The organism is Metabacillus sp. 113a (assembly GCF_050107635.1).
GTDB lineage: Bacteria > Bacillota > Bacilli > Bacillales > Bacillaceae > Metabacillus_B.
Map to the genome: position 1 here is coordinate 240,114 of NZ_JBNILJ010000004.1, position 24,422 is coordinate 264,535.

General features: G+C 45.0%; 27 protein-coding genes and 1 riboswitch. Of the genes, 24 read left to right on the forward strand and 3 right to left on the reverse strand.

Going from position 1 to position 24,422, the window contains the following annotated elements:
• Nucleotides 1–18: 18 nt before the first annotated feature.
• Genes ACQCVE_RS09420 through ACQCVE_RS09440 form a run of 5 tightly spaced genes read left to right on the forward strand, consistent with a single transcriptional unit; the run spans nt 19 to nt 3,971 of the window.
• Nucleotides 19–1,023 (forward strand): FecCD family ABC transporter permease, encoded by a 1,005-nt coding sequence (locus ACQCVE_RS09420; protein ID WP_426842708.1) that lies wholly within the window; start codon nt 19–21, stop codon nt 1,021–1,023.
• The gene (locus tag ACQCVE_RS09425; RefSeq protein WP_426842707.1) at nt 1,020–2,072 is read left to right on the forward strand and encodes a FecCD family ABC transporter permease; all 1,053 of its coding nucleotides are present in this window, start codon (nt 1,020–1,022) and stop codon (nt 2,070–2,072) included. The genes ACQCVE_RS09420 and ACQCVE_RS09425 overlap by 4 nt, the downstream gene beginning before the upstream one ends.
• A gap of 39 nt (nt 2,073–2,111) precedes the next feature.
• Complete coding sequence (locus ACQCVE_RS09430) at nt 2,112–2,930, forward strand: ABC transporter ATP-binding protein (protein WP_426842706.1); 819 nt, start codon at nt 2,112–2,114, stop codon at nt 2,928–2,930.
• Complete coding sequence (locus ACQCVE_RS09435) at nt 2,923–3,705, forward strand: (2Fe-2S)-binding protein (protein WP_426842705.1); 783 nt, start codon at nt 2,923–2,925, stop codon at nt 3,703–3,705. The genes ACQCVE_RS09430 and ACQCVE_RS09435 overlap by 8 nt, the downstream gene beginning before the upstream one ends.
• 2 nt (nt 3,706–3,707) lie before the next feature.
• The gene (locus ACQCVE_RS09440) at nt 3,708–3,971 is read left to right on the forward strand and encodes a DUF2573 family protein (protein WP_426842704.1); all 264 of its coding nucleotides are present in this window, start codon (nt 3,708–3,710) and stop codon (nt 3,969–3,971) included.
• 767 nt (nt 3,972–4,738) lie between these two features.
• Here ACQCVE_RS09440 and ACQCVE_RS09445 read toward each other — a convergent pair.
• Nucleotides 4,739–5,086 (reverse strand): spore coat protein, encoded by a 348-nt coding sequence (locus ACQCVE_RS09445; RefSeq protein WP_426842703.1) that lies wholly within the window; start codon nt 5,084–5,086, stop codon nt 4,739–4,741.
• Between the two features lie 28 nt (nt 5,087–5,114).
• Entirely contained in the window at nt 5,115–5,384 is a 270-nt protein-coding gene (locus tag ACQCVE_RS09450) for a hypothetical protein (protein WP_426842702.1), read from the reverse strand.
• Nucleotides 5,385–5,911: 527 nt separating this feature from the next.
• On the opposite strand from ACQCVE_RS09450, the gene ACQCVE_RS09455 reads away from it, so the two are divergent.
• Nucleotides 5,912–6,829 carry a proline dehydrogenase family protein gene (locus ACQCVE_RS09455; RefSeq protein WP_426842701.1) on the forward strand — a complete coding sequence of 306 codons (918 nt, stop codon included), beginning with the start codon at nt 5,912–5,914 and terminating at the stop codon, nt 6,827–6,829.
• A 64-nt stretch (nt 6,830–6,893) separates the two neighbouring features.
• Here the strand turns inward: ACQCVE_RS09455 and ACQCVE_RS09460 are convergent, their stop codons facing one another.
• The gene (locus ACQCVE_RS09460; RefSeq protein ID WP_426842700.1) at nt 6,894–7,043 is read right to left on the reverse strand and encodes a YuzL family protein; all 150 of its coding nucleotides are present in this window, start codon (nt 7,041–7,043) and stop codon (nt 6,894–6,896) included.
• A gap of 170 nt (nt 7,044–7,213) precedes the next feature.
• Here ACQCVE_RS09460 and ACQCVE_RS09465 point away from each other — a divergent pair, with 170 nt between their 5' ends.
• From ACQCVE_RS09465 to sufU, 18 genes are all read left to right on the forward strand, one after another.
• Complete coding sequence (locus ACQCVE_RS09465; protein WP_426842699.1) at nt 7,214–9,595, forward strand: 3-hydroxyacyl-CoA dehydrogenase NAD-binding domain-containing protein; 2,382 nt, start codon at nt 7,214–7,216, stop codon at nt 9,593–9,595.
• A gap of 14 nt (nt 9,596–9,609) precedes the next feature.
• Nucleotides 9,610–10,785 carry an acetyl-CoA C-acetyltransferase gene (locus tag ACQCVE_RS09470; RefSeq protein ID WP_426862587.1) on the forward strand — a complete coding sequence of 392 codons (1,176 nt, stop codon included), beginning with the start codon at nt 9,610–9,612 and terminating at the stop codon, nt 10,783–10,785.
• A gap of 105 nt (nt 10,786–10,890) precedes the next feature.
• The gene (locus tag ACQCVE_RS09475) at nt 10,891–12,675 is read left to right on the forward strand and encodes an acyl-CoA dehydrogenase family protein (RefSeq protein ID WP_426842697.1); all 1,785 of its coding nucleotides are present in this window, start codon (nt 10,891–10,893) and stop codon (nt 12,673–12,675) included.
• Nucleotides 12,676–12,860: 185 nt separating this feature from the next.
• Nucleotides 12,861–13,217, forward strand: coding sequence for an arsenate reductase family protein (locus tag ACQCVE_RS09480; protein ID WP_426843339.1), 357 nt, complete (start codon nt 12,861–12,863; stop codon nt 13,215–13,217).
• 159 nt (nt 13,218–13,376) lie between these two features.
• Nucleotides 13,377–13,760 (forward strand): glycine cleavage system protein GcvH, encoded by a 384-nt coding sequence (gene gcvH, locus ACQCVE_RS09485; RefSeq protein ID WP_426862589.1) that lies wholly within the window; start codon nt 13,377–13,379, stop codon nt 13,758–13,760.
• A gap of 60 nt (nt 13,761–13,820) precedes the next feature.
• Nucleotides 13,821–14,066, forward strand: coding sequence for a YusG family protein (locus tag ACQCVE_RS09490; protein ID WP_426842695.1), 246 nt, complete (start codon nt 13,821–13,823; stop codon nt 14,064–14,066).
• A gap of 149 nt (nt 14,067–14,215) precedes the next feature.
• Nucleotides 14,216–14,557, forward strand: coding sequence for a toprim domain-containing protein (locus tag ACQCVE_RS09495; RefSeq protein ID WP_426862591.1), 342 nt, complete (start codon nt 14,216–14,218; stop codon nt 14,555–14,557).
• A gap of 20 nt (nt 14,558–14,577) precedes the next feature.
• Nucleotides 14,578–14,886 (forward strand): thioredoxin family protein, encoded by a 309-nt coding sequence (locus ACQCVE_RS09500; RefSeq protein WP_426862592.1) that lies wholly within the window; start codon nt 14,578–14,580, stop codon nt 14,884–14,886.
• Between the two features lie 212 nt (nt 14,887–15,098).
• Nucleotides 15,099–15,211, forward strand: a riboswitch (SAM riboswitch).
• An 88-nt stretch (nt 15,212–15,299) separates the two neighbouring features.
• Nucleotides 15,300–16,325, forward strand: a complete 1,026-nt coding sequence (locus ACQCVE_RS09505) for a methionine ABC transporter ATP-binding protein (RefSeq protein ID WP_426862594.1) — start codon at nt 15,300–15,302, stop codon at nt 16,323–16,325.
• Nucleotides 16,318–16,986, forward strand: coding sequence for a methionine ABC transporter permease (locus tag ACQCVE_RS09510; protein ID WP_426862595.1), 669 nt, complete (start codon nt 16,318–16,320; stop codon nt 16,984–16,986). The genes ACQCVE_RS09505 and ACQCVE_RS09510 overlap by 8 nt, the downstream gene beginning before the upstream one ends.
• A 12-nt stretch (nt 16,987–16,998) precedes the next feature.
• Nucleotides 16,999–17,832, forward strand: a complete 834-nt coding sequence (locus tag ACQCVE_RS09515) for a MetQ/NlpA family ABC transporter substrate-binding protein (protein WP_426862596.1) — start codon at nt 16,999–17,001, stop codon at nt 17,830–17,832.
• A 157-nt stretch (nt 17,833–17,989) separates the two neighbouring features.
• Nucleotides 17,990–18,358: a carboxymuconolactone decarboxylase family protein gene (locus ACQCVE_RS09520; RefSeq protein WP_426842689.1), complete on the forward strand. Its 369-nt coding sequence runs from the start codon at nt 17,990–17,992 to the stop codon at nt 18,356–18,358.
• Between the two features lie 360 nt (nt 18,359–18,718).
• Nucleotides 18,719–19,840, forward strand: a complete 1,122-nt coding sequence (gene tnpB, locus ACQCVE_RS09525) for an IS200/IS605 family element RNA-guided endonuclease TnpB (RefSeq protein WP_426842688.1) — start codon at nt 18,719–18,721, stop codon at nt 19,838–19,840.
• A 290-nt stretch (nt 19,841–20,130) separates the two neighbouring features.
• Entirely contained in the window at nt 20,131–20,283 is a 153-nt protein-coding gene (locus ACQCVE_RS09530; protein ID WP_426842687.1) for a hypothetical protein, read from the forward strand.
• Between the two features lie 372 nt (nt 20,284–20,655).
• Nucleotides 20,656–21,441 (forward strand): Fe-S cluster assembly ATPase SufC, encoded by a 786-nt coding sequence (gene sufC / locus ACQCVE_RS09535; protein WP_426862598.1) that lies wholly within the window; start codon nt 20,656–20,658, stop codon nt 21,439–21,441.
• A gap of 18 nt (nt 21,442–21,459) precedes the next feature.
• Nucleotides 21,460–22,758: a Fe-S cluster assembly protein SufD gene (sufD, locus tag ACQCVE_RS09540; RefSeq protein WP_426842685.1), complete on the forward strand. Its 1,299-nt coding sequence runs from the start codon at nt 21,460–21,462 to the stop codon at nt 22,756–22,758.
• Nucleotides 22,758–23,978, forward strand: a complete 1,221-nt coding sequence (locus ACQCVE_RS09545) for a cysteine desulfurase (protein WP_426842684.1) — start codon at nt 22,758–22,760, stop codon at nt 23,976–23,978. Before sufD ends, ACQCVE_RS09545 begins: the two co-directional genes overlap by 1 nt.
• The gene (sufU, locus tag ACQCVE_RS09550; RefSeq protein WP_426842683.1) at nt 23,968–24,408 is read left to right on the forward strand and encodes a Fe-S cluster assembly sulfur transfer protein SufU; all 441 of its coding nucleotides are present in this window, start codon (nt 23,968–23,970) and stop codon (nt 24,406–24,408) included. Before ACQCVE_RS09545 ends, sufU begins: the two co-directional genes overlap by 11 nt.
• Nucleotides 24,409–24,422 lie beyond the last annotated feature (14 nt).

Consider the following 24,422-nt stretch of genomic DNA (forward strand, 5'->3'; position numbering starts at 1 on the left):
TATATTCGGAGAATAATTATGCTGGTAAAGACATTTTCACAAAAATTCATCCTGTTAACAGGTCTCATTATTCTATTAGCCGGGGTAATGTGTGCGAGTGTTGTGTACGGTTATGCGAATACAAGCTTTAGATCTGCTTATCAGGCATTTACTGACTTTGACGGTTCAAATGAACATATAATCCTTACAACCGTAAGGCTGCCCAGAGCACTGATTGCCGCTATAGTGGGGGCAAGCCTTGCGATTGCAGGGGCATTAATGCAGGCTCTGACGAAGAATCCTCTGGCATCACCAGGAGTTTTCGGAATTAATGCGGGAGCCGGATTTTTTGTAGTTATTGCAGTTTCCATTTTTCAGGTTTCCTCTCTTCAGACATATACTTGGCTTGCCTTTCTAGGAGCTGCAATTGCTGCTTTAACAGTCTATTTCATTGGATCTATGGGCAGAGAGGGACTGACGCCGGTTAAGCTGACGCTCGCAGGTGCCGCGATGGCCGCCCTGTTCAGTTCGTTAACTCAGGGCTTGCTTGTCGTAAATGAAGCCGCCCTCGATCAGGTCCTGTTCTGGCTGGCTGGCTCTATACAGGGAAGAAAGCTTGAATCGTTGGCAGCTGTTCTGCCTTATCTTGGGGCAGCCTTTATCATTTGCGGATTTCTCGGCCAAAAGATCAATATTCTTACAATGGGGGAAGACGTAGCTAAAGGACTTGGCCAGCGAACAGGCACTGTAAAAATGTTTGCAGCTATTGCCGTCATTCTTTTAGCAGGCGGTGCGGTTTCAGTAACAGGACCGATCAGCTTCGTTGGAATTGTCATTCCCCATCTGGCAAGATATATCATAGGAAATGATCATCGCTGGATCTTACCGTATTCTGCAGTACTTGGCGGAATTCTGCTAACCGTTTCCGATATTGCTGCCCGCTATGTCGTTATGCCCGAGGAAGTGCCGGTAGGAGTCATGACGGCGCTGATTGGAACACCTTTCTTTATCTATATCGCCAGAAAGGGGTTTGATCGGGCATGAAGACTTATTGGACCGTGCGAATCGGAAAGTCCATCTCATTTTTAATCGATAAAAAAGCAGCTAAGGTTTCATTGATTATGGCTGCTATCCTCCTTACCGGATTCTTTATCAGTACTGGAGCCGGCGAGGTAATGATGAATCCTTTGGAAGTGGTTAAAACTTTGGCTGGCTTTGGTTCTGAAATGAACATGCTGATTATTTCATCGTTCAGAATGCCGAGAATTCTGACGGCCATTATGGTCGGGGTCTGTCTGGCAGTGGCAGGAGGAATTCTGCAGGGAATTATCCGAAATCCGCTGGCCTCTCCGGATATCATAGGAATTACTGGTGGCGCTTCATTAGCTGTCGTCACATTCCTTGCCCTGTTCAGTGATAAAAACAATGCTCTTACAGTGAGTATACAATGGATGCCGGCCGCTTCATTCATTGGAGCAATGACCGTAGGCTTCATCGTGTACCTGCTTTCATGGAAAGGCGGATCATCGTCCTTCAGGCTTGTACTTGTGGGGATTGGTTTTTCTTTGTTAACCCAGTCACTGACAACCCTGATGATGATCAAAGGTCCTATATACCGAGCTTCACAGGCAAACACCTGGATAACCGGAACCGTCTATGGGGCTACCTGGCAGCAGGTGAAAATCATGCTCCCGATTACTGTCCTTCTTCTCCTGTTGACAATCATTGTAATCAGAACAATCAACCTGCAGGGACTGGGCGATGATCTTGGTGCAGGAGCTGGGAGTTCGGTGCAAAGAAACAGGCTGCTCCTTCTCGTATTGAGCACAGCACTAACGGGAACGGCTGTTGCTTTTGGAGGGGGCATAGGATTTGTGGGATTGATGGCTCCTCATATTGCCCGGAGGCTTGTCGGCTCCTCATATGGAGCGATGCTTCCTGTCTCAGCTATGGCAGGTGCCTTCCTTGTGATGACTGCTGATCTAATCGGGAGAACTCTGTTTTCTCCGCTGGAAGTGCCCGCCGGAGTTTTTACAGCCGCAATAGGTGCACCTTACTTTATCTATTTGCTTTATAAAACGAGAAACACATAAACAGGCAATGGGCTCGAATTTATAAAAGGGGTGAGATAAATGAGCGCAATTGAAACGAAATCCCTGACTTTATCTTACGGGGATTCCATTATTATAGATGAACTGGACCTGACACTTCCCAAAGGGGAAATTACCGTATTTATTGGAAGCAACGGCTGCGGAAAATCAACATTGCTTCGTTCACTGGCAAGGCTTCTTAAGCCGAGTCATGGATCTGTTCTATTAGAGGGAGGGTCCATTGCAAAGCTTCCCACTAAAGACGTTGCGAAAAAACTCGCCATCCTTCCACAAGGGCCGGCAGCTCCTGAGGGCCTGACGGTTCTTCAGCTCGTCAAGCAGGGAAGATACCCCTATCAAAATTGGCTGAGCCAGTGGTCAGCGGAGGATGAAGAAGCGGTCTATAAAGCTTTGGAATCTACAAAAATGCTCGATTTTGCAGACCGCCCGGTTGATTCTTTATCAGGCGGCCAGCGTCAGCGCGCCTGGATTGCGATGACGCTTGCCCAGGACACGGAAATAATTCTGCTCGACGAGCCGACAACCTATCTGGATATGACTCATCAAATCGAAATTCTTGATCTGCTGTTTGAATTGAATGAACAGGAAAACCGTACGATAGTGATGGTGCTTCATGATTTAAACTTAGCGTGCCGCTATGCCCATCATCTTGTCGCGATCAAGGACAGAAAAATTCATGATCAGGGAAAACCCGAAGAAGTGATCAGCTGCAGCCTCGTGCAGGATGTGTTCCAAATGAACTGCGAGGTCACAGTTGACCCGTTATTCGGAACGCCGCTGTGTATTCCCCACGGCAGAGGGCGCTGTATCCTGAAAGAGGTGAGTATGCAAAATGGCTAAATTTACAGAAGCAGAGCTTGCGGAATTAGAAAGGTTCCGCTTAGGCAGGAAACGCTGGTCTTCCAGCCTCTCTGCTGAAGTAAAGAATCTCCTGGACCCTGATCAGCTGAAGGCTTATTTAGACAAGGTTAAACCGAAAATTGATGCGCCTGACCGGAAAACAGCCGTTTCCATGCTATTGAAGCGCTATGGTTTTCTGGCTGCCCTAACCTTATATTCAATGACGGTATTCGGCAAAGCCCCCAGGCTTAGCCCCGAAAATCTCTCACTGGAAACAGATGATCAGGATCCATTATGGCTCCCCTTTTTTTATTTTCATGAACTGGATGCATCCTCTCCGGATCAAAATCACAGCAGAACGGAATGGAGAGATGCAGTACACCGGGAACTGTTTGCCGAAAACATTGCTCTGCTGATTAAAACAGCAAACAAAAATACTGGTATATCGAAATGGATATTATGGGAAAATATATGCATATACATTAGATGGATGTATGAAAACCTGATGAAATCTGTTCCGGAAGGGCTGTCTAAAGAACAGATTGAGGAAGATTTTCAGTATACTGTATCCGAGGCAGACGGCTCACTGTTTGGAGACTTTCATTTCAATCCGCTGAAGCGCTACGATGGCAATATGGAGATACAGCCCGAGACGGGTCAGGAAATCAGAATGAGACGCACCTGCTGCCTATTCTATTTAACCTCTGAACGGGAAGCCCGGTGCAAAACGTGTCCGGTAAAATGTGTGAAACCGCCAAAAGGATTTGGAGGATAAAAATGGCCCAAAAAACAAAAGAACAATTTAACGGTCTATTTGAAAAGTATTGCGAACTCCTTATCGGCAGCTCAAAAGAAGAAGAACAGACCAAAGTGGAGATGTGGGCTCTGTATACCCACATGGCAAAAACAATGCCGAACCTTGTCAGACACTGGAATGCCGAATATCCAGATTTCAAACAGGCCATAAAAGACATCAGCACCGAGGTCAAGCAAATGAATGAAGATCATCGGACAAATTCTCAGAATAAGAAAGAAGACTAACACCGGCCGGGCTGAAACCTCGACCGGTGTTTTTGGCTTTACAGGGGAGGGAGGGCAGACCGTAAGCGGCGTTTTGCCGCAGAAGTGATCGCAAATTTTGTCGAAAAGTCTTTATATTTATAATATGGACAATAAAACGGGAGTACGGACAATAAAATGAGAGTACGGACAATAAAATGAGAGTACGGACAATAAATTAAAAGTACGGACAATAAAACAAAAGTACGGACAATAAAACAAAATTCAACGCAAAAACAAAGATAAACCCAGCTGAACAATTACCGATCAATCACATTCCGGCTGAAATACGATGTGTTTTTCCCCAATTCCGGATTATTGTTCAATACTGAGAAGGGAAATCGCGAATTTTGTCGAAAAGTCTTTATATTTATAATACGGACAATAAAACAAAAGTACGGACAATAAAATGAGAGAATGGACAATAAATTAAAAGTACGGACAATAAAACAAAATTCAACGCAAAAACAAAGATAAACCCAGCTGAACAATTACCGATCAATTACATAATGCCTGAAATACGATGTGTTTTTCCCGCAATCCAGAGCAATTTTCTCCCTAACAGTGCAAAAATAGCCGAAAAACAGTGCCCCCATTGAGCGTCCAAGGCTCTGAGCACTGTTTTTCAGTTCACCCTAGCTAGGGACTCAGCAGAGGGCATTCTTGTAGAACTCCGCTCTAAAAAAAGCAAATTACCTGCTAAAGTTCCAAAAAGGTTATTGAAACCTCGGTAAAGCCGTGCCGTCTTTTTAATTCATCATACCTTTATAAGGAGACTGTTCTTGACTGTACCCGGAAAATTGCTGGTAGGACTGCTGCATTTTCTGAGGCTGTTCTGCTTCGACCTTGTACCAGCCGTGCTTAAACATCAGATTGTACAAGTCTCTTTGACAATTTTGAGTCTCATTGAAGATGGCCTGAACATCTTTATAAAGGCTTTCATGGCTCATTTCGTTCATAGCCGTACAATATGCATCGGTCATGTACTTTTCTGTAGCAAGTACATCATTCACGAAATCTCTCTCGTTCATTTGCGGAGTTTTCGGCACTTGGGTTTCCGGATTGCCGATCTTGCCTTGCTGCTGATTTTGATTCATGATATCGATCTCCTTTCCAATCCATTAATTATTGAAGCGGCGGCTGAGACTGGGCTTGCTGCGGCTGAAGATGGGCCAGGATGGTCTGATAATGCCGGTTATGCATTTGGCCGGCCTTTTCAAGCTCCATCTTCAACTCTTGGTTTTGGCAGGCTTGAGCAAAAAAATGTGCTTTTTTCATGGCCAAAAGATTCCATGAAAGCATATCCTGCAGGTAGAGATGATCTTTTGTTGAAACAACATTCGGCGGCTGAGGCATGACGCTTTCTGTCTGGTTTTGCATTGGCTGCTGCTGCATACGAACTCCTCCTTATTTTGCGTATCTATGTTATCGTTCCTCCAGCGGGCCAATTTTTATTCATAAGCTCAGTTAAACTTGACTGTTTTTGCAGCTTGAAGGCATTTGCTTATCCAATGGCGGGTGCAAGCCTTCTCCCGGCGTCACCAATAAAAAGCCTCGCCAGTCCCGCTGATCCTAACTCGCAGCTCCAATCAGCAGGAGTAAAAACCAAGCACCATGTTTGAACAAAGCCTATTTATACATCTGTCTGTCTCAGCTCTTGATTAACGGTGCATGCGTTAGCTATCCAGTGGTTTCGCCCTGCACTCGCCGCCCCAATCAGCAGGTGTTAAAAATCAGCCACAGCTGTGGAATAGTCTATCCATCTGACAGGAAACGACTTTTCCCGATAAAATGATATTCAAATAGTCAGAAAGGTGGTAAAATACTTATAATTGAAGGCGCTTTACATAACGGCTTCAATTGCAGATTGTGCACTTTTTTATTTTTTGAATATAATGTATGCGTTTTCAGGAGGAATGAGGATGGAACAGGTGATGCGCAATTTTTTCTTGTTTTTGTCAAAAAATAGAGGCCTGACGAAAGTAGCGAAAAAGTACGGCTTAAAATTCGGGGCTGCCCGGTTTGTAGCCGGTGAAACAATTGAGCTTGCTGCTGAGGCGATCAGACAGCTTAACAGCAAAGGATTAGATGTCACGATTGATTACTTGGGCGAATTTGTAGATCATGCGGATGAAGCCAATGAAATGGCTGATAACTCCATTAAAGCAATAGAAGCAATCGGAAGGGAGCGTCTGGATTCCCAGCTGTCTTTAAAAATGACCTCCATGGGCCTCGATATTTCAGATGCCCTTGTGATGAACAACATGCGGAGAATTCTTGAAGCTGCCAAGAAAAACAATGTCTTTGTTACCATCGATATGGAAGACTACAGCCGATGCGCCAAGACTATTGAAATTTTTAAAAAGCTGAAGGAAGAGTACGAGAATGTAGGTACAGTCATTCAGGCTTATTTATACCGTACAGAAGATGATATGAAAGAACTGAATAAATACAGTCCGAATCTTCGGCTCGTTAAGGGAGCCTATAAAGAATCTCCTCAAGTTGCATTTCCAGAAAAGAAAGATGTGGACGACAATTTTAAGAAAATCATTAAAATGCACCTTTTAAATGGAAACTATACGGCAATAGCCACTCACGATGAAGCAATTATCGAGTATACAAAGCAAATTGTAAAAGAGTACAGCATCCCGCATGATCAGTTTGAATTTCAGATGCTGTTTGGAATTCGTCCCGAAAGGCAGCTGGAGCTTGTCAGTGAAGGCTATAAAATGCGCGTTTACGTTCCATATGGGAACGACTGGTATGGGTATTTTATGCGGAGACTCGCAGAGCGTCCTGCAAATGTGGCCTTCGTATTGAAGGGTGTCATTAAAAAATAGGCTATCACCAGCTGATTCGGGATAAACGGGGAATCCTCCTGCATAAGCAGAAGGATTCCGCTGATTAAGACTCTCCCATATTATGCTTTTTGTATTGCTGGTTTGTGCTGGTACGCTTGCCCCCGCCATCATGTTCATTGACAGGACCCGCATTTCCCTTAACACTCGCAGCACTGACGCCGCCTTTGGATGGATCTTTCTTCAATTTTGCCACTTTGATTTCACCTCCGTATCTTATCGTTCTCATCATCATCTGAAAAAATCAAAGGAATTCCATGAAATGTATTGAAGAAATTTTCAAAATCTTTTATATTAGTAATGAGAAGGAACTATTTTTTTAAGCAAAAAATGAATGAACATTCATTCAAACAAGGGGGAAAACTTATGGTCCAGCAAATTAATAAAGCTGCGGTGCTTGGATCCGGCGTCATGGGTTCCGGAATTGCAGCACTTTTAGCAAACATCGGGATCCCTGTTTTGCTATTGGATATCGTGCCCGGAGAGCTCACAGGGGATGAGCAGAAAAAAGGGCTGACATTGGAAGATCCTGCTGTTCGAAATCGTTTATCAGCTCAATCTATTCAGAAATTGCTTAAGCAAAAACCGGCGCCGTTAACGTCTAAAAATAATCTCGGCTTGATTGAAGCGGGCAACTTTGAAGATGATATGCAGCGTTTGGCAGAAGCAGATTGGATTATAGAAGTAGTCGTAGAAAATCTGGAAATTAAAAGAAAAGTGTTTGCACAGGTAGAGGTGTTCAGGAAAAAGGGAAGCATTGTAAGCTCCAATACGTCAGGAATTTCCATTGAAGCGATGGCCTCAGAGTGCTCAGAGGAGTTCAGAAAGCATTTCCTCGGGACACACTTTTTTAACCCGCCCCGGTATCTGAAGCTGCTTGAAGTGATACCAACGAAAGATACAGATGAAAATGTTCTGAACTTTATGAGAACGTTCGGGGAAGACGTTCTTGGAAAAGGTGTAGTGCTCGCAAAAGATACACCAAATTTCATTGGAAACCGGATCGGAACTTACGGGCTCCTCATTACGGTAAAAGAGATGGTAGAAAAAGGCTACAGCGTAGGAGAAGTGGATTCTGTTACAGGTCCGCTGATTGGGCGGCCTAAAAGTGCCACCTTCCGCACCTTGGATGTTGTTGGACTCGATACGTTTGTCCATGTCGCCAACAACGTATATGACAATGTGGATGAAAAAGAAAAGGACGTTTTCGACGTACCACCTTTCATGAAACAGATGCTTGAGAATGGCTGGCTTGGAGCTAAATCAGGTCAGGGATTTTTCAAGAAAGAAGGCAAAGAAATCCTGGAACTGGACCCATCCGCTATGGAGTACACAGAAAGAAGAAAACTCAGCGCCCCTTCAATCGAAATGGCGAAACAGGCTAAAGGTTCTGCAAAACTGAAAGCGCTTATTTACGCGGATGACCGTGCCGGCGAGCTGCTCTGGGGAATTACAGCTCCAACCCTCATTTACTCTGCGAAGCTTTTAGGCGAAATAGCTGATGATATCGTTTCAATCGATCAGGCAATGAAGTGGGGATTTGGATGGGATAAAGGGCCGTTTGAACTTTGGGATGCGATAGGCCTTGAAAAATCAGCTGCTAAACTGCAGGAAGAAGGATACGAGATTCCTGAATGGGTGCAGGACATGCTGGAAAAAGGGCATTCCTCCTTCTACCTGGAAGAAAACGGCGTCCGCTTTTTCTATAACCGAGGAGAATATCGCCGTATTGAGACAAGCGAAAAAGCGATAAATTTAAAATCGCTGAAAGAATCAAAGGGAGTCATCAGAAAAAACAGCGGTGCCAGTCTGATCGACTTAGGGGATGGAGTTGCTCTGCTTGAATTCCATTCACAAAGCAATGCGATCGGAATGGATATTATTCAGATGATCAATTATGCCATTGATGAAGTGGCTGTGAATTACAAAGGGCTTGTTATAGGAAACCAGGGGAAAAACTTTTGTGTCGGAGCGAACCTTGCGATGATTTTAATGGAAGCCCAGGACGACAATTATTATGAGATTGATATGGTAGTCCGTCATTTCCAGCAGGCGATGCAAAAAATCAAATACAGCCCGAAGCCGGTAGTCGCTGCTCCTTTTGGAATGTCCTTAGGGGGAGGAGCAGAAATTTGTCTTCCTGCTGCAAGAATTCAGGCCTCGAGCGAAACCTACATGGGACTTGTTGAAGCGGGAGTAGGCCTTATACCGGGAGGCGGCGGAAATAAAGAGCTTTATATCAAGCATTTAAACAGCGTTCCTAAAGGAATGGACTTTGATCTGCAAAGTGTAGCCAATAAAGTGTTTGAAACAATCGCCATGGCTAAAGTATCCACTTCAGCAGCCGAAGCAAGAGACAGCCATTTCCTTGATGCCAGTGACGGGATCAGCATGAACGGCGATCATTTATTGCATGATGCCAAGCGGACGGTCCTTCAGCTGCATGAAAACGGCTACCGTCCTCCAGTAAAAGAAAAGGTGCCGGTCACAGGGGAATCCGGATATGCGACCCTCCTCCTGGCAGCACAGACGATGCATCTTTCAGGGTTTATTTCTGAGCATGATTTAAAGATCGCCAAAAAATTGGCTTACGTCATTGCGGGAGGCAAAATTCCGTTTGGCACGAAGGTAGATGAACAGTATTTGCTTGACCTGGAAAGAGAAGCGTTCTTAAGTCTTGTAGCAGAAGGAAAATCGCAGCAGCGGATGCAGCATATGCTTGTCAAAGGCAAACCATTACGAAACTAAGGGAGGGGCATCAAATGAGAGAAGCAGTCATTGTAGCAGGTGCCAGAACACCTGTAGGCAGAGCTAAAAAAGGAACACTTGCAAGCGTGCGCCCTGATGATCTGGGGGCGTTGGCAGTAAAAGAGACACTGAAACGCGCAGGCGGCTATGAAGGCAACATTGATGATTTAATTATTGGATGTGCGATGCCGGAAGCTGAACAAGGCTTAAATATGGCAAGAAATATCGGCGCGCTGGCAGGGCTGCCTCATACGGTGCCGGCGGTCACAATCAACCGCTATTGTTCATCCGGTCTCCAAACAATTGCCTATGCATCAGAGAAAATCATGCTGGGACACTCGGATACCATTATTGCAGGAGGGGCTGAATCGATGAGCCTCGTACCGATGATGGGGCATACAGTACGACCTAATGCCAGGCTTGCTGAGGAAGCCCCTGAATATTATATGGGAATGGGCCATACAGCGGAGCAGGTTGCACAGAAATACGGAGTAAGCCGCGAAGATCAGGATGCATTTGCTGTACGAAGCCATCAGCGGGCAGCCGCTGCCATTCAGGAAGGCAAATTCGATGAAGAAATCGTTCCGGTTGAAGTAACCCTTCGTACTGTAGGATCAGACAATAAACTGCAGGAAAAATCCATTCTTTTCTCAAAGGATGAAGGGGTCCGTCCCGGTACAACACAGGACGTGCTTGGAAAACTCCGTCCGGTGTTTAATGTCAGGGGATCCGTAACGGCTGGGAATTCATCCCAAACAAGCGACGGAGCAGCAGCTGTGATGGTCATGGACCGTGAAAAAGCCGAGGCGCTTGGATTAGCTCCAATGGTGAAGTTCCGCTCCTTTGCCGTTGCAGGCGTTCCCCCTGAAGTAATGGGGATCGGCCCGGTCGCAGCCATTCCAAAGGCGTTGAAGCTTGCCGGTCTGGCGGTTTCGGATGTAGGCCTATTTGAACTGAACGAAGCATTTGCTTCCCAATCCCTGCAGGTCATCCGTGAACTGGGATTAGATGAAGAGAAAGTAAATGTAAACGGGGGGGCAATCGCCATCGGTCACCCGCTCGGATGCACGGGTGCGAAGCTTACGCTATCCCTTATTCACGAAATGAAACGAAGAAATGAACAGTTTGGCGTCGTAACCATGTGCATCGGCGGCGGAATGGGTGCCGCAGGCGTCTTTGAATTAATCTAACAGACTTCTAAAAGGAAGCCGTGACGTGTATGAGGACCGGCCGGCTTCCCGGCTGTCTGATTATTGTTGAAAAATATCCAGTAAAAAAATTGGAGGGTTTATACTATGGCAAAATCATTGGAAACAGTCAGTAAAGGCGGAAGCTTTTTAATCGAGGATACTTCATACGACCGTGTCTTTACACCGGAGGATTTCACAGAAGAGCACAAAATGATTGCTAAAACGACAGAGGACTTTGTCGTAAATGACGTCCTTCCACAGCTTGAAGATATTGAAAAACATGAGTTTGATAAGTCTGTAAAGCTTTTAAAGAAGGCAGGAGAGTTAGGACTGCTGGGAGCAGATGTACCTGAAGCTTACGGCGGACTTGGACTAGATAAAATCAGTTCCGCACTAATCACTGAAAAATTCTCCCGTGCCGGAAGCTTTTCGCTGTCGTATGGAGCCCATGTAGGGATTGGGTCCTTGCCTATCGTTCTTTTCGGGAACGAAGATCAGAAAAATCAATACCTTCCAGACTTGGCAGCAGGGCAGAGAATTGCAGCCTATGCACTTACTGAGCCGGGCTCCGGGTCTGATGCATTAGGCGCAAGAACAACGGCGAAGCTTAACGCAGAGGGAACCCACTACGTTCTGAATGGTGAAAAACAGTGGATTACAAACTCCGCATTTGCTGACGTGTTTGTCGTCTATGCAAAGGTGGATGGAGAGCATTTTTCCGCATTCATCGTGGAGAAAGAATTCCCTGGCGTTTCAACAGGTCCAGAGGAGAAAAAGATGGGAATCAAAGGCTCGTCCACGAGAACGCTGATACTCGAAGATGCAATGGTTCCAAAGGAAAACCTGCTTGGTGAACTTGGAAAAGGACATGTCATTGCCTTTAATATCCTGAACATCGGCCGCTATAAGCTGGCAGTTGGAACCATTGGCGGTTCAAAGCGGATCATTGATGTATCCGTTCAGTATGCCAATCAGCGCCAGCAGTTTAAAACTCCGATTTCAAAGTTCTCACTTATTCAGGAAAAACTGGCTAACATGGCATCCAAAACATATGCGATGGAAAGCTCTGTATACCGAACAGTTGGCCTTTTTGAAGAAAGAATGGGGCTGCTTTCCGACGAAGAACAGAAGGATGGCCGCGCTGTTGCTGCGTCAATCGCTGAGTACGCCATCGAGTGTTCCCTTGGTAAAGTCCTCGGATCAGAAACACTTGATTATGTGGCTGATGAAGGCGTACAAATTCATGGCGGATATGGATTTATGCAGGAATATGAGGTGGAAAGAGCTTACCGTGATTCCCGCATCAACCGGATTTTTGAAGGAACAAATGAAATTAACCGGCTTCTGGTGCCGGGTACTTTCCTCCGCAAGGCAATGAAGGGTGAGCTTCCGCTTCTGCAAAAAGCACAGGCATTGCAAGAAGAATTGATGATGCTTATGCCGGAAGAAGTCGGTGAGGGAACTCTTGAGCAAGAAAAACACCTGCTTAAAAACGCGAAGAAAATCGGCTTGATGATTGCCGGTCTTGCAGCTCAAAAATATGGCCAGGAGCTTCAAAAAGAGCAGGAAGTTCTTGTGAATATAGCGGATATAGTGAGCAATATTTACGCGATGGAATCAGCCATTCTGCGCACTGAAAAAGCAATTGCAGCTTCCGGAGAAGCGAAGAACAGTCAAAAGCTTCTTTACACTCAAGTGTATTGCCAAGAGGCATTTAATGAAATTGAAGCACATGCCAAGGAGTCATTAATCGCCATTGAAACGGGTGATTCACTAAGAATGATGATTTCCGCTCTTCGCAAATTTACGCGATTTACTCCAATAAACGTCATTGCAAAAAAACGCGAGATTGCAGCAGCAATCATCGATGCAAATCGCTACGTTCAATAAACGGTCGAGATTCTGGAGCGCACAGCCGAATGGTCTGTGCGCTCCTTATCTGTATGGAAAAGTCCCATCCTTGCAAACGGCAGACCAAGCCGGGTAAAATAGGGCTGTATGAAAATCTGCAGCCGCTGCCGGAGGAGAATGTATATTTCACCCTATTCCGCAGGCAGCGTGATACAATAAGGAGGATTGCATTGGATTTCTATTGGTATCCTAAGTGCAGCACGTGCAGAAAGGCAAAAACATGGCTTGAAGAGCACGGGCATGAATTAAATACAATACATATTTCTGAAAATCCTCCGGGAAAGGAAGAGCTTAAGAACCTTTACGCCAAGAGTGGTCTGGAACTTAAGAAATTCTTTAATACAAGCGGCCAGAAGTATAGAGAGCTTGGACTTAAGGACCGCTTAAGCAGCATGTCCGAGGATGAAATATTTTCTGTGCTGTCATCAGATGGTATGCTTATCAAAAGGCCGATTGTATCTGACGGACAGAACGTCACACTTGGCTTCAAAGAAAATGAGTTTGAGCAGGTGTGGAAATAAGATGATATGCAGAGCGCAGCAGAAGAACTGTCCATTTTTAAAGGGGTTCGGAAGGATGCGCAGCTTCGCTAAAGCTCAGCAGCTAATGGCGGACAAATTTTTTATACGAAGAAGAGACTCTGTCTTTTCCATAAACAATTGACTCATGGAGGGAATAAAATGACGACACCAAACGATCTTCGTTATTCTGAGGAACATGAATGGGTAAAGGTTGAAGGCGATAAAGTACGAGTGGGGATTACACATTTTGCACAATCTGAGCTTGGGGATATCGTGTTTGTAGAGCTTCCTGAAGCAGGTACTGAAATTAAAGCAGATGAGCCTTTCGGTTCTGTAGAATCTGTTAAAACGGTTTCCGAGCTTTATGCACCAATCAGCGGAAAAGTAGTAGAAGTGAATGAAGACCTTGATGATAATCCTGAATATGTAAATGAATCTCCATATGAAAAAGCTTGGATGATCGTAATAGAGCCTGCAGATTCAAGTGAAATCGAAGGTCTCATGACGGCAGAGCAATACACAGAAATGACCAACGAAGACTAATTTAACCAGCATTTCAAAAATCAAGTTAGGCCATCCTATATAGGAAAAGGAGGGCTTAATTTGACTTTGAAAAAACAGCGTATCGATGTGACAGATCGAATAACAGGCAAGTTTGAAAATGGAGAAATGAATTTATATTTGCAGCACGAACACATTGGCAAAATGACGTATGGTGACAACGGCAGCCGCTTTGAATTGAAAAAAGGGATTGAGGCATCACAAAACCGTTTTTTTCAAATGGCAGACGTTACACAGGAACCGGATCAGAAATATGTGGATTGCGATGATGAGAACGGCTGGTGTTAAGCATAAGGCAGTGGAGCCGTCCACTGCCTTATATGCTTTAGCAGCAGGCAGGCGCCGGTCTTTTGCATAGACCCTGTATCCTCCCGGCAGGAAACAACACAAGGAAAAGAGAATAAACTAAAGAAAGACAAAATGAACAGGTGATGGTCATGTCAGAGGCTGCTAAAATCATTATTGTTGAAGGGAAATCCGACAAGAAAAAAATACAGGAAGTCATTAACGAGCCTATAGAAATTATATGTACGAATGGAACAATCAGTCTCACCAAAATGGATGAACTAATTGATGAGTATTTTGAAAATGATGTGTATATATTGGTGGATACGGACGAAGCAGGAGAAAAACTGAGAAAACAATTTGTAAGAGAATTTCCGGAGGCTTCGCATTTATACATTGATAAAATGTATAAAGAAGTAGCTTCAGCACCAGAGCATCATATTGCTTCCGTACTGCTGAGTGCAAATATTGATGTTCAGGCGAAATATTTATAGCAGGGAGTTCTGGTTTTATCATGATTGAAGTAAATGAAAAGCAACTGTCTTCATTGATTGAAGAAGATCGCTTAATCTTGTATCTTTATACTCCTTTTTGCGGAACTTGCCAGCTCGCAAAAAGGATGCTTACGGTAGTGGATGAAACGGTACCGGAAACAGATATCCATATGGCAAATTTAAATTATTTGCCGGGATTCCCTGAACGCTGGGAAGTAGAGAGTGTTCCGTGCCTGCTTATTTTTGAAAAAGGGAAGCTTCACACTAGGCAGTACGCCTTTCAATCAGTGGAATTTTTATATAAGCTTATTAAACAGAACGGCGCATAACGCGGCGTTTCTATTCTATATATCCGTGTTATTTCCCCCGTAATCTCCATATTTCTCGGGAAATAAACAAGAGCCCGGCTGCAGCCGCGGGAAGAGGGAGAAAATTATTTGAAGATTTTACATTGACACACCCTTTTCCCCGTGATAAAATCACTCTCAGATCTGAAATATTTTTAAAATTTAAAACCATCATAATTTAATAATAGATTGTTCTCTTATAAAGAGAGGTGGAGGGAAGTGCCCTATGAAGCCCGGCAACCGTCAGTTTTATGACTGAAATTGGTGCCAATTCACTCAAAATGCGCTGCATTTTGAAAGATGAGAGAAAGGTAACCTTACGTTTAATGCCTTTCTGCTTGTCTACGCAGAAAGGCATTTTCTGTTTCAGATCGATGGAGAAAGAAGGTGGGAGCATGATCACATTAACAAACGTATCTAAAATTTATTCCGTCAAATCTGGAAACATCAAAGCTGTAGATAAGGTGAACCTTGAAGTGGAAAAAGGAGAAATCTTCGGGATCATCGGATACAGTGGTGCAGGAAAAAGCTCGCTCATCCGGCTCCTTAACGGGCTGGAAACACCGACAGAAGGCAGCATCGAAGTAGCGGGTAATAGAATTGGAGTTATTAAGGGGAGAAAGCTCCGAAAGGCAAGACAGAAAATCAGCATGATATTCCAGCACTTTAATCTTTTATGGTCCAGGACTGTAAGTGAGAACATAGCGTTCCCGCTTGAAATAGCAGGCTTCCCTGCAGCTGAAAGAAAAGAACGTGTTAAAGAGTTAATCCGGCTGGTCGGATTAGAGGGAAGGGAAAATGCTTACCCGGCCCAGCTCAGCGGCGGCCAAAAGCAGCGTGTAGGCATTGCCAGAGCGCTTGCCAATAACCCAAAAGTTCTTCTTTGTGATGAAGCAACCTCAGCCCTTGATCCGCAGACGACCGATTCAATCCTCGAGCTTCTCGTCGATATCAATCAAAGGCTTGGACTGACAATCGTCCTTATCACCCATGAAATGCATGTAATACGCAAGATCTGCCATAAAGTAGCTGTGATGGAGGAAGGTAAGATTGTGGAGGAGGGAGAGGTGCTTACTGTCTTCAGAAAGCCTCAGGTACCAATCACAAAACGATTTGTCCAGCAGGTGACAGAGCCCGAAGAAACAAGGGAGACCATCGCTCATCTCATTGACTCCTACCCTACCGGCCGGATTGTCCAGCTCACCTTTGTAGGGGATTCTACAGAGCAGCCGGTCGTTACCGGATTAATAAAAAATTACGACGTGAAAGTGAATATTCTTCAAGGAAAGATCTCGCAAACACAAAGCGGGGCATATGGAGCCCTGTTTCTCTACATAGATGGAGAAGAAACAGAAATGGATCGCGCTTTGCAATTTTTATATGATCATCATGTAGAAGTGGAGGTAGTTGCCCATGCTTGAGCAATTATTTCCGGAAGTCAAATGGGAAAATGTTTGGGAAGCAACTTTTGAAACGCTTTATATGACGGGAATTTCCGTGCTCGCTACGTTTATTCTGGGAATAATCCTTGGCTTGCTTTTATTCCTCACATCAAAAGGGAACATATGGGAAAACAGATTCGTGAATTTCATCATATCAGCTGCTGTGAACGTGTTCCGATCCATCCCTTTTATCCTTTTAATCATCTTGCTGATTCCATTTACAAAGGCTTTGGTGGGATCGATGCTCGGAGCAGAAGCAGCACTTCCAGCTTTAATTATAGGAGCAGCTCCATTCTACGCAAGAATGGTTGAAATTGGATTGCGGGAAATTGATAAAGGGGTCATTGAAGCAGCAAAATCTATGGGAGCTTCCACTTTTACGATTATTACAAAAGTTCTGCTTCCGGAATCGATGCCAGCCCTCGCTTCAGGTATTACCGTGACGGCAATCGCTTTAGTCGGCTACTCGGCTATGGCTGGAGTCATCGGTGCAGGGGGGCTGGGGGACCTTGCTTATCTGGAAGGCTTTCAGCGAAGCAACAGCCAAGTCACGTTAGTGGCCACCGTATTGATATTGATTATTGTATTTATCATCCAATTTATTGGAGATCAAATAACTAAAAGAATAGACAAACGCTAGGGGGAATTTTTAATGAAAAAATTATTATTAAGCTCAGTATTTGCAGTATCCGCTTTTGCTTTAGCGGCCTGCGGCACAGCCGGTTCCGGAGAAGCAGGCAGCAGTGAGAGCAGCAAGCTCATCGTTGGTGCATCTAACGTTCCGCATGCAGAAATTTTGGAAGAGGCAAAGCCTTTGCTTGAAGAACAAGGTGTAGAGCTTGAAATTAAAACCTTCCAGGACTACATCCTGCCTAACAAATCGCTTGCAGGGAAAGAGCTGGATGCGAACTACTTCCAGCACATCCCGTATCTTGAATCCCAAATGGCAGAAAATGAAGACTATGACTTTGTTAATGCAGGCGGGATCCACATTGAACCAATCGGTGTTTACTCAAAAAAATACAAATCACTTGAAGAGCTTCCAGAGGGTGCAACGATCATCATGAGCAATTCAGTTGCAGACCACGGCCGTATTCTTACTATGCTTGAAAGCGAAGGGTTAATTAAGCTGAATGAGGGAGTGGAAAAGACGACGGCAACTGTTGAAGATATTGCAGAAAACAGCAAAGACATCCAATTCAAAGCAGACGTTGAAGCCAGCCTTCTTCCGCAAATCTACAACAATGATGAAGGGGATGCAGTTCTAATCAATACGAACTATGCGATTGACGCCGGACTTAGCCCCCAAAACGATGCGATTGCACTTGAAGGCGCTGACTCTCCATATGTTAACATCATCGCTGTCAACAAAGGGGATGAAGGTAAAAAAGAAGTAAAAGCGCTTGTAGAAGTTCTTCACTCAGAAGAAATTCAAAAATTCATCGAAGAAAAATACGAGGGTGCAGTTGTACCGGTAGATAAGTAAAGACGAAAAAGAGCCCCATTTGGAGCTCTTTTTTACTATCTGAAAACAGACCAGTTAAGCCCGGTTTCCGATTGAAACGAGGTCAGAACTGAGTGTGCATGTCTCATATGTTTCGTGGCATACTAACTCTGACATTTATAAATGGGAGTGGAATAGGATGGAACATATGGAGCCGCGCAACTCAACAGAAGCCGCCCTGCACCAGTATAAGATGGGTCTGGGAGCCTTTACTCAAAAAATGCCCGACCTTGCACATCAGTATAATGCATTCACGGAAGCATGTTTTCAGGCAGGGGAGCTCTCCCAAAAGGACAAGCAGCTGATTGCTCTCGGAATCAGTCTATATTCACAGGATGAATATTGCATCATCTATCATACAAAGGGCTGCCTCGATCAGGGAGCAAGTGAAAAGGAAATTCTGGAGGCAATTGGCGTAACTGCAGCGTTTGGCGGCGGTGCAGCGATGAGCCAGGCAGTGACCCTTGTTCAGGAATGTATGACTGAGCTTAATCAGCTTAAACAATAAGACGATGGTGAAAAGAGCCCGGATTTTCGGCTCTTTTTTTAGCTTTGTTAAAGGGTGGTGCAGATTTTAACGGCTGTTGATTGGAGCGGAAGGCGCAAGATTTTATGCTTGAAAGCAGCGGGACAGGTGAGACACGGCAGCCGCGGAGCGAGGAGGAGGGTCAAAGCCCGTTTAAGGATAAGTGAACGCCTGCAGGCTGCAATTAACAGCTATGTTTTACAGAGCACTTTAATAAAAAATTTATCCTCTCTGGCGAGAAGACCCCCACTTCCTACGTAGTGTAAAGTGGGGGATGAATCGCTTTTTCACTTGAATAAAAGAACGTCAGTTCCCTATAATAGACAGAGGGGGTGAACTGTTTTGAAAACACACAAAGCCTATAAGTTTCGGATCTATCCAGACAAAGAACAGGAAATTCTTATCAACAAAACGATCGGGTGCTCCCGCTACGTGTTCAATCATTTTCTTCGGAAATGGGAGGACGCCTATCAATCGACTCAAAGAGGGCTCACGTATAACACCTGTTCCGCGTTGCTTACCGTATTGAAAAAAGAGCTGCTTTGGCTGAAAGAGGTCGACAGCGTCTCCCTCCAGTCGTCGCTGAAAAATTTAGCGGACGCTTACACCCGTTACTTTAAAAAACAAAACGAAAAGCCCATTTTTAAGTCAAAGAATAACCCAGTCCAGTCCTACACCACGAAACAAACGAACGGCAACATCGCCATCGTCGGTAAAAAGATCAAACTCCCGAAGCTCGGGGCTGTGACATTTGCCAAAAGCCGCGAGGTCGAAGGCCGCATCCTCAGTGCGACCGTGAGGCGAAGCCCGAGCGGCAAATACTTTGTTTCGCTTCTAGCCGAGACGGAAGTCGCCGAGCTGCAAAAGGCAGACTCTTCAGTTGGCATCGATGTTGGGTTAAAGAGTTTCGCCGTCCTCTCAAACGGGACGATTTACCAAAACCCAAGGTTTTTTCGAAACCTCGAAGAAAAGCTCGCCAAAGCACAGCGTGTCTTGTCCCGCAGAACCTTCGGTTCAAGTAACTGGAAAAAGCAAAAGACGAAAGTTGCCCTTATCCACGAACGCATCGTGAACGCACGAAACGATTATCTTCATAAGATTTCGACCGAGATCGTCAAAAACCACGACGTGATTGGCATCGAAGACTTAATAGTGAAAAATATGATTCAAAACCGTAAACTCGCAAAAGCGATCAGCGAAGCGAGCTGGTCCGAGTTTCGTTCAATGCTCGAATACAAAGCCAAATGGTACGGCAAACAGGTCATCGCTGTCGGAAAAAGTTTCCCGTCGAGCCAGCTCTGTTCCCATTGCGGCTATCGCCACAAAGAAGTAAACAGTCTCGCCTTGCGAACGTGGGACTGTCCGTCGTGCGGCATACGCCACGACCGTGATGCAAATGCGAGCCAAAATATTCTGACCGAAGCCTTGAGGCTTCTAACCGCAGGGACTGCGGGGATCGCCTAATCAATAACGGGCGGATACGCCCGTGTTCTTAGGAATCCCCCACTTCAAATTTTAAATTAAGTGGGGGCAGTTCAAAAGCACTGTCTAAAACGAAGCATTTGCAAGCAAAACTGCCAATAGAGGTTTAGGGTTTCGCTAATCAGGCTAACTCATAAGTGAAAGGATTTTACAGCCCCTCAGCCGCATTGGAAATAAAACAGCAGTTTGGTATGATGAAACTGTTGAAAAAACCGAAAGGATGATTCATTATTCTTACTCAGCAAAAGCTGGAATTGGAACATACGGCCGAAATGGAAAAAGCAATGCATCAGGCACATGGTATGAGTTATGCAGAATATGGCCGTAAACTTGATAATCGTCTTAAAGTTGAACAGGAACGTGAAAAAAGCTATCGTGAAAGTATGAGAATGGCCGCAGCCCATAATCGGAAAGCACATCAATAATAGAATGAAAAGCTGGCCGTGAATGCACGGCCCTTTTTTTGTTGAGTTCGGTTTTTTGCTGATATAATGGTATGATTGGGTCACCGGGCGCTTGTGTAAGAAGGTTTCCTTTCTGAAAAGCTGCCTGATCTACATAAAGAATATGGAACTGTGTAACGGTTGTATTCAGATTTCATTTGTTATAAGATTAGAATGAGAATAAAATGAGAATCATTTGTTTTTAAAACTGCTGGAAAGAAGGGCAGTGACCTGCCGCGCGTCTTGAATGTTTTCCGCATTTCCGCGCTTCTGCACGGGTTTGCAGGGAGGTCCACAGCCGGCGTCACAAGCTGTTCTTTACGCATAAAATCCGTTATCGATGGAGGTAGTAACATGTCAGGTTCAACTTTAACTATTAAGGATTTACACGTTGAGATCGACGGGAAAGAAATTCTGAAAGGGGTCAACCTTGAAGTCAAGAGCGGGGAATTCCATGCAATTATGGGACCGAACGGAACGGGTAAATCCACTCTTTCTTCTGCTATTATGGGACATCCTAAGTACGAAGTAACAAAAGGCAGCATCACGTTTGACGGTGAAGATGTTCTGGAAATGGAAGTAGATGAGCGCGCACGCGCAGGACTGTTCCTCGCCATGCAATACCCAAGCGAAATCAGCGGTGTTACAAATGCTGACTTCCTTCGTTCTTCTATTAACGCACGCCGTGAAGAAGGACAAGAAATTTCTCTAATGAAATTCATCCGCAAAATGGATGAAAACATGGAATACCTTGAAATGGATCCAGATATGGCTCAGCGTTATCTGAATGAAGGGTTTTCCGGCGGGGAGAAAAAGCGCAATGAAATCCTTCAGCTGATGATGATTGAACCGAAAATCGCGATCCTTGATGAAATAGACTCAGGTTTGGATATTGATGCTCTTAAGGTCGTTTCCAAAGGAATCAACCAAATGCGCAACGAAAACTTCGGATGCCTGATCATTACCCACTATCAGCGCCTTCTTAACTACATTACACCGGATAAGATTCATGTAATGATGCAGGGACGCGTAGTGAAATCCGGCGGACCTGAGCTTGCTCAGCGTCTTGAAGCGGAAGGCTATGAGTGGATCAAAGAAGAACTTGGGATCGAAGACGAAACTGTCGGACAAGAAGCGTAAGCGTTAGGAGGGCTCAATTTGGAAACGCAAATCAAATTCGATAAAGATTATGTAGCCGGCTTTTCTGCTAAGAACGGCGAACCGGATTGGATGAAGAACCTTCGCTTGCAGGCGATGGAGAAGTCCGAAGACCTTCCGATGCCAAAACCGGATAAAACGAATATTAAGAACTGGAACTTCACAGAGTTTACCCGGCATACCGTTGACAGCCAGGCGTATACATCTCTTGATGAACTGGATGAAGCGGTTAAAATCCTTGTAGATTCTGAAGACCAGGACCAGACCCTTTACATTCAGCGAGATCATACTCCAGCCTATGTTTCGCTGTCAGAAGAAGCAAAAGCAAACGGAGTGATCGTGGCGGATATTTTCACAGCCGTTAAGGAGCACGGCAGCCTTGTTCAGAAATATTTCATGCAGGACGGGGTAAAGACGGATGAGCATAAGCTCACGGCTTTGCACGCAGCCCTTTTAAATGGAGGTACATTTGTCTATGTACCAAAAAACGTGGAGTTAAAAGCACCTCTTCAAGCGGTTTTTATCCACGAAAAAGCGAATGCTGTCTTTAATCATGTGCTAGTCGTTGCGGAAGATAACAGCTCTGTAACATATGTTGAGAATTATATTTCTGTTGGTGAGGAAGAAGCGATTTTCAATATCGTGACAGAAGTAATTGCCAATACCAATTCCCGCGTAACATACGGGGCAGTAGACACCCTTTCAAAAAATGTTACTTCCTATGTAAATCGCCGTGGTGTAGCTGGCCGGGATGCCCGGATCGAGTGGGCTCTAGGCATGATGAACGACGGAAATACGGTTTCAGAAAACGTAACCAATCTTGTAGGGGACGGATCTTTTGGGGACACCAAAACTGTCGTAGTAGGACGGGGAGAACAATCCCAGAACTTTACGACAAAGGTCGTTCACTTCGGAAAACACTCTGAAGGCTACATTTTAAAACACGGTGTGATGAAAGACAGTGCCACTTCCATTTTTAACGGTATCGGAAAAATTGAGCTTGGCGCTTCTAAATCCAATGCAGAGCAGGAATCCCGTGTGCTGATGCTTAGCGAAAAAGCCCGCGGAGATGCCAACCCGATCCTGTTAATTGATGAAGACGATGTAACAGCCGGACATGCTGCTTCCGTTGGCCGTGTGGATCCGATCCAGCTATTCTATCTGATGAGCAGGGGGATATCACAGGCTGAAGCAGAACGTCTTGTTATTTTTGGCTTCCTTGATCCGGTGGTAAGGAAGATGCCGGTTGAGGGTGTTAAAAAACAGCTTGTTGAAGTGATTGAAAGGAAAGTAAGATAATGGATATTCAATCCATCCAAAAACAGTTTCCGATTCTTGACCAGAAAGTCAACGGAAGGGATCTTGTTTATCTGGACAGCGCAGCGACTTCTCAAAAGCCGCTCGCAGTGATTGAAGCATTGACAGCTTACTATCGGGAATATAACTCAAATGTGCACCGCGGTGTTCATACCCTCGGGACAAAAGCAACCGACGGATATGAAGGAGCCAGAGAAAAGGTCCGCAAATTCATAAATGCATCCTCATCTGAAGAGGTAATCTTCACTAGAGGAGCTACAACTGCAATAAACATTGTTGCCTTAAGTTATGCCCGCGAGAATTTAAAAGAGGGCGATGAAATCGTCATTACCCATATGGAGCACCATGCGAACGTGATTCCATGGCAGCAGGCAGCCAAAGCGACGGGCGCCCAATTGAAGTATATTCCCCTTCAGGAGGATGGAACCATCTCTTTGGAAGATGCTGAGAACACGATTACGGAAAATACGAAAATCGTCTCTGTTATGCAGGTTTCAAACGTTTTGGGCACAATAAATCCTGTAAAAGAGATTGGTTCGATTGCCCACAGGCACGGTGCTGTTATGGTTGTGGATGGAGCGCAGAGCACTCCGCATATGCGTGTGGATGTTCAGGATTTGAACTGTGATTTCTTTGCTTTCTCAGCTCATAAAATGTGCGGACCCACCGGCACGGGAGTTCTTTATGGGAAAAAGGCACTTCTTGAAAACATGGAACCAGCCGAATTCGGCGGTGAAATGATTGATTTCGTCGGTTTGTATGAATCGACTTGGAAAGAGCTTCCCTGGAAGTTTGAAGCAGGTACGCCGATCATTGCGGGAGCCATCGGTTTAGGGGCGGCTATTGATTTTCTGGAAGACGTCGGTCTTGACAGCATTCTTGAACATGAGCATAAGCTTGCTGCCTATGCGATGGAGAAGATGAGCGATATTGAGGGAATTACGATTTATGGACCTAAAGAGCGTGCAGGTCTGGTTACCTTTAATATTGAGGATGTGCATCCTCATGATGTGGCTACCGTTTTGGATGCCGAGGGAATCGCAGTCCGCGCGGGGCATCACTGTGCACAGCCGCTTATGAAGTGGCTGAATGTTTCAGCGACTGCCCGGGCGAGCTTCTATCTCTATAACACGGAGGAAGACATTGATCAGCTCGTCAGCGGGCTCATCAAAACGAAGGAGTACTTCACAAATGTCTTTTAACAACCAAAATCTTGATACACTGTACCGCCAAGTGATCATGGATCATTATAAAAACCCCCGCAATAAAGGCTCTCTTGAGGATAGCCTGACCGTGGATATGAACAATCCAACCTGCGGGGACCGGATTCACCTGACCATGAAGATTGAAGACGGAAAAGTCGCAGATGCGAAGTTTGATGGCGAAGGATGCTCCATATCCATGGCTTCCGCCTCCATGATGACCCAGGCAATCAAGGGTCAGGATATTGAAACGGCTTTAAAACTGTCAGAAATCTTTTCAGATATGATGCAAGGAAATGAATACGATGATACGATAGACTTAGGGGATATCGAAGCTCTGCAAGGAGTATCCAAATTCCCGGCCCGCATAAAATGTGCGACGCTCTCATGGAAAGCGATGGAAAAAGGTGTTCAAAGCCAAGGGCAGTGACATTTATTATAAAA

Coding starts and splice junctions, on each gene's coding strand:
- ACQCVE_RS09420 (WP_426842708.1), top strand. CDS start 19: ATGCTGGTAAAGACATTTTCACAAAAATTCATCCTGTTAACAGGTCTC.
- ACQCVE_RS09425 (WP_426842707.1), top strand. CDS start 1,020: ATGAAGACTTATTGGACCGTGCGAATCGGAAAGTCCATCTCATTTTTA.
- ACQCVE_RS09430 (WP_426842706.1), top strand. CDS start 2,112: ATGAGCGCAATTGAAACGAAATCCCTGACTTTATCTTACGGGGATTCC.
- ACQCVE_RS09435 (WP_426842705.1), top strand. CDS start 2,923: ATGGCTAAATTTACAGAAGCAGAGCTTGCGGAATTAGAAAGGTTCCGC.
- ACQCVE_RS09440 (WP_426842704.1), top strand. CDS start 3,708: ATGGCCCAAAAAACAAAAGAACAATTTAACGGTCTATTTGAAAAGTAT.
- ACQCVE_RS09445 (WP_426842703.1), bottom strand. CDS start 5,086: ATGAATCAAAATCAGCAGCAAGGCAAGATCGGCAATCCGGAAACCCAA.
- ACQCVE_RS09450 (WP_426842702.1), bottom strand. CDS start 5,384: ATGCAGCAGCAGCCAATGCAAAACCAGACAGAAAGCGTCATGCCTCAG.
- ACQCVE_RS09455 (WP_426842701.1), top strand. CDS start 5,912: ATGGAACAGGTGATGCGCAATTTTTTCTTGTTTTTGTCAAAAAATAGA.
- ACQCVE_RS09465 (WP_426842699.1), top strand. CDS start 7,214: ATGGTCCAGCAAATTAATAAAGCTGCGGTGCTTGGATCCGGCGTCATG.
- ACQCVE_RS09470 (WP_426862587.1), top strand. CDS start 9,610: ATGAGAGAAGCAGTCATTGTAGCAGGTGCCAGAACACCTGTAGGCAGA.
- ACQCVE_RS09475 (WP_426842697.1), top strand. CDS start 10,891: ATGGCAAAATCATTGGAAACAGTCAGTAAAGGCGGAAGCTTTTTAATC.
- gcvH (WP_426862589.1), top strand. CDS start 13,377: ATGACGACACCAAACGATCTTCGTTATTCTGAGGAACATGAATGGGTA.
- ACQCVE_RS09495 (WP_426862591.1), top strand. CDS start 14,216: ATGTCAGAGGCTGCTAAAATCATTATTGTTGAAGGGAAATCCGACAAG.
- ACQCVE_RS09500 (WP_426862592.1), top strand. CDS start 14,578: ATGATTGAAGTAAATGAAAAGCAACTGTCTTCATTGATTGAAGAAGAT.
- ACQCVE_RS09505 (WP_426862594.1), top strand. CDS start 15,300: ATGATCACATTAACAAACGTATCTAAAATTTATTCCGTCAAATCTGGA.
- ACQCVE_RS09510 (WP_426862595.1), top strand. CDS start 16,318: ATGCTTGAGCAATTATTTCCGGAAGTCAAATGGGAAAATGTTTGGGAA.
- ACQCVE_RS09515 (WP_426862596.1), top strand. CDS start 16,999: ATGAAAAAATTATTATTAAGCTCAGTATTTGCAGTATCCGCTTTTGCT.
- ACQCVE_RS09520 (WP_426842689.1), top strand. CDS start 17,990: ATGGAACATATGGAGCCGCGCAACTCAACAGAAGCCGCCCTGCACCAG.
- ACQCVE_RS09530 (WP_426842687.1), top strand. CDS start 20,131: ATGGAAAAAGCAATGCATCAGGCACATGGTATGAGTTATGCAGAATAT.
- sufC (WP_426862598.1), top strand. CDS start 20,656: ATGTCAGGTTCAACTTTAACTATTAAGGATTTACACGTTGAGATCGAC.
- ACQCVE_RS09545 (WP_426842684.1), top strand. CDS start 22,758: ATGGATATTCAATCCATCCAAAAACAGTTTCCGATTCTTGACCAGAAA.
- sufU (WP_426842683.1), top strand. CDS start 23,968: ATGTCTTTTAACAACCAAAATCTTGATACACTGTACCGCCAAGTGATC.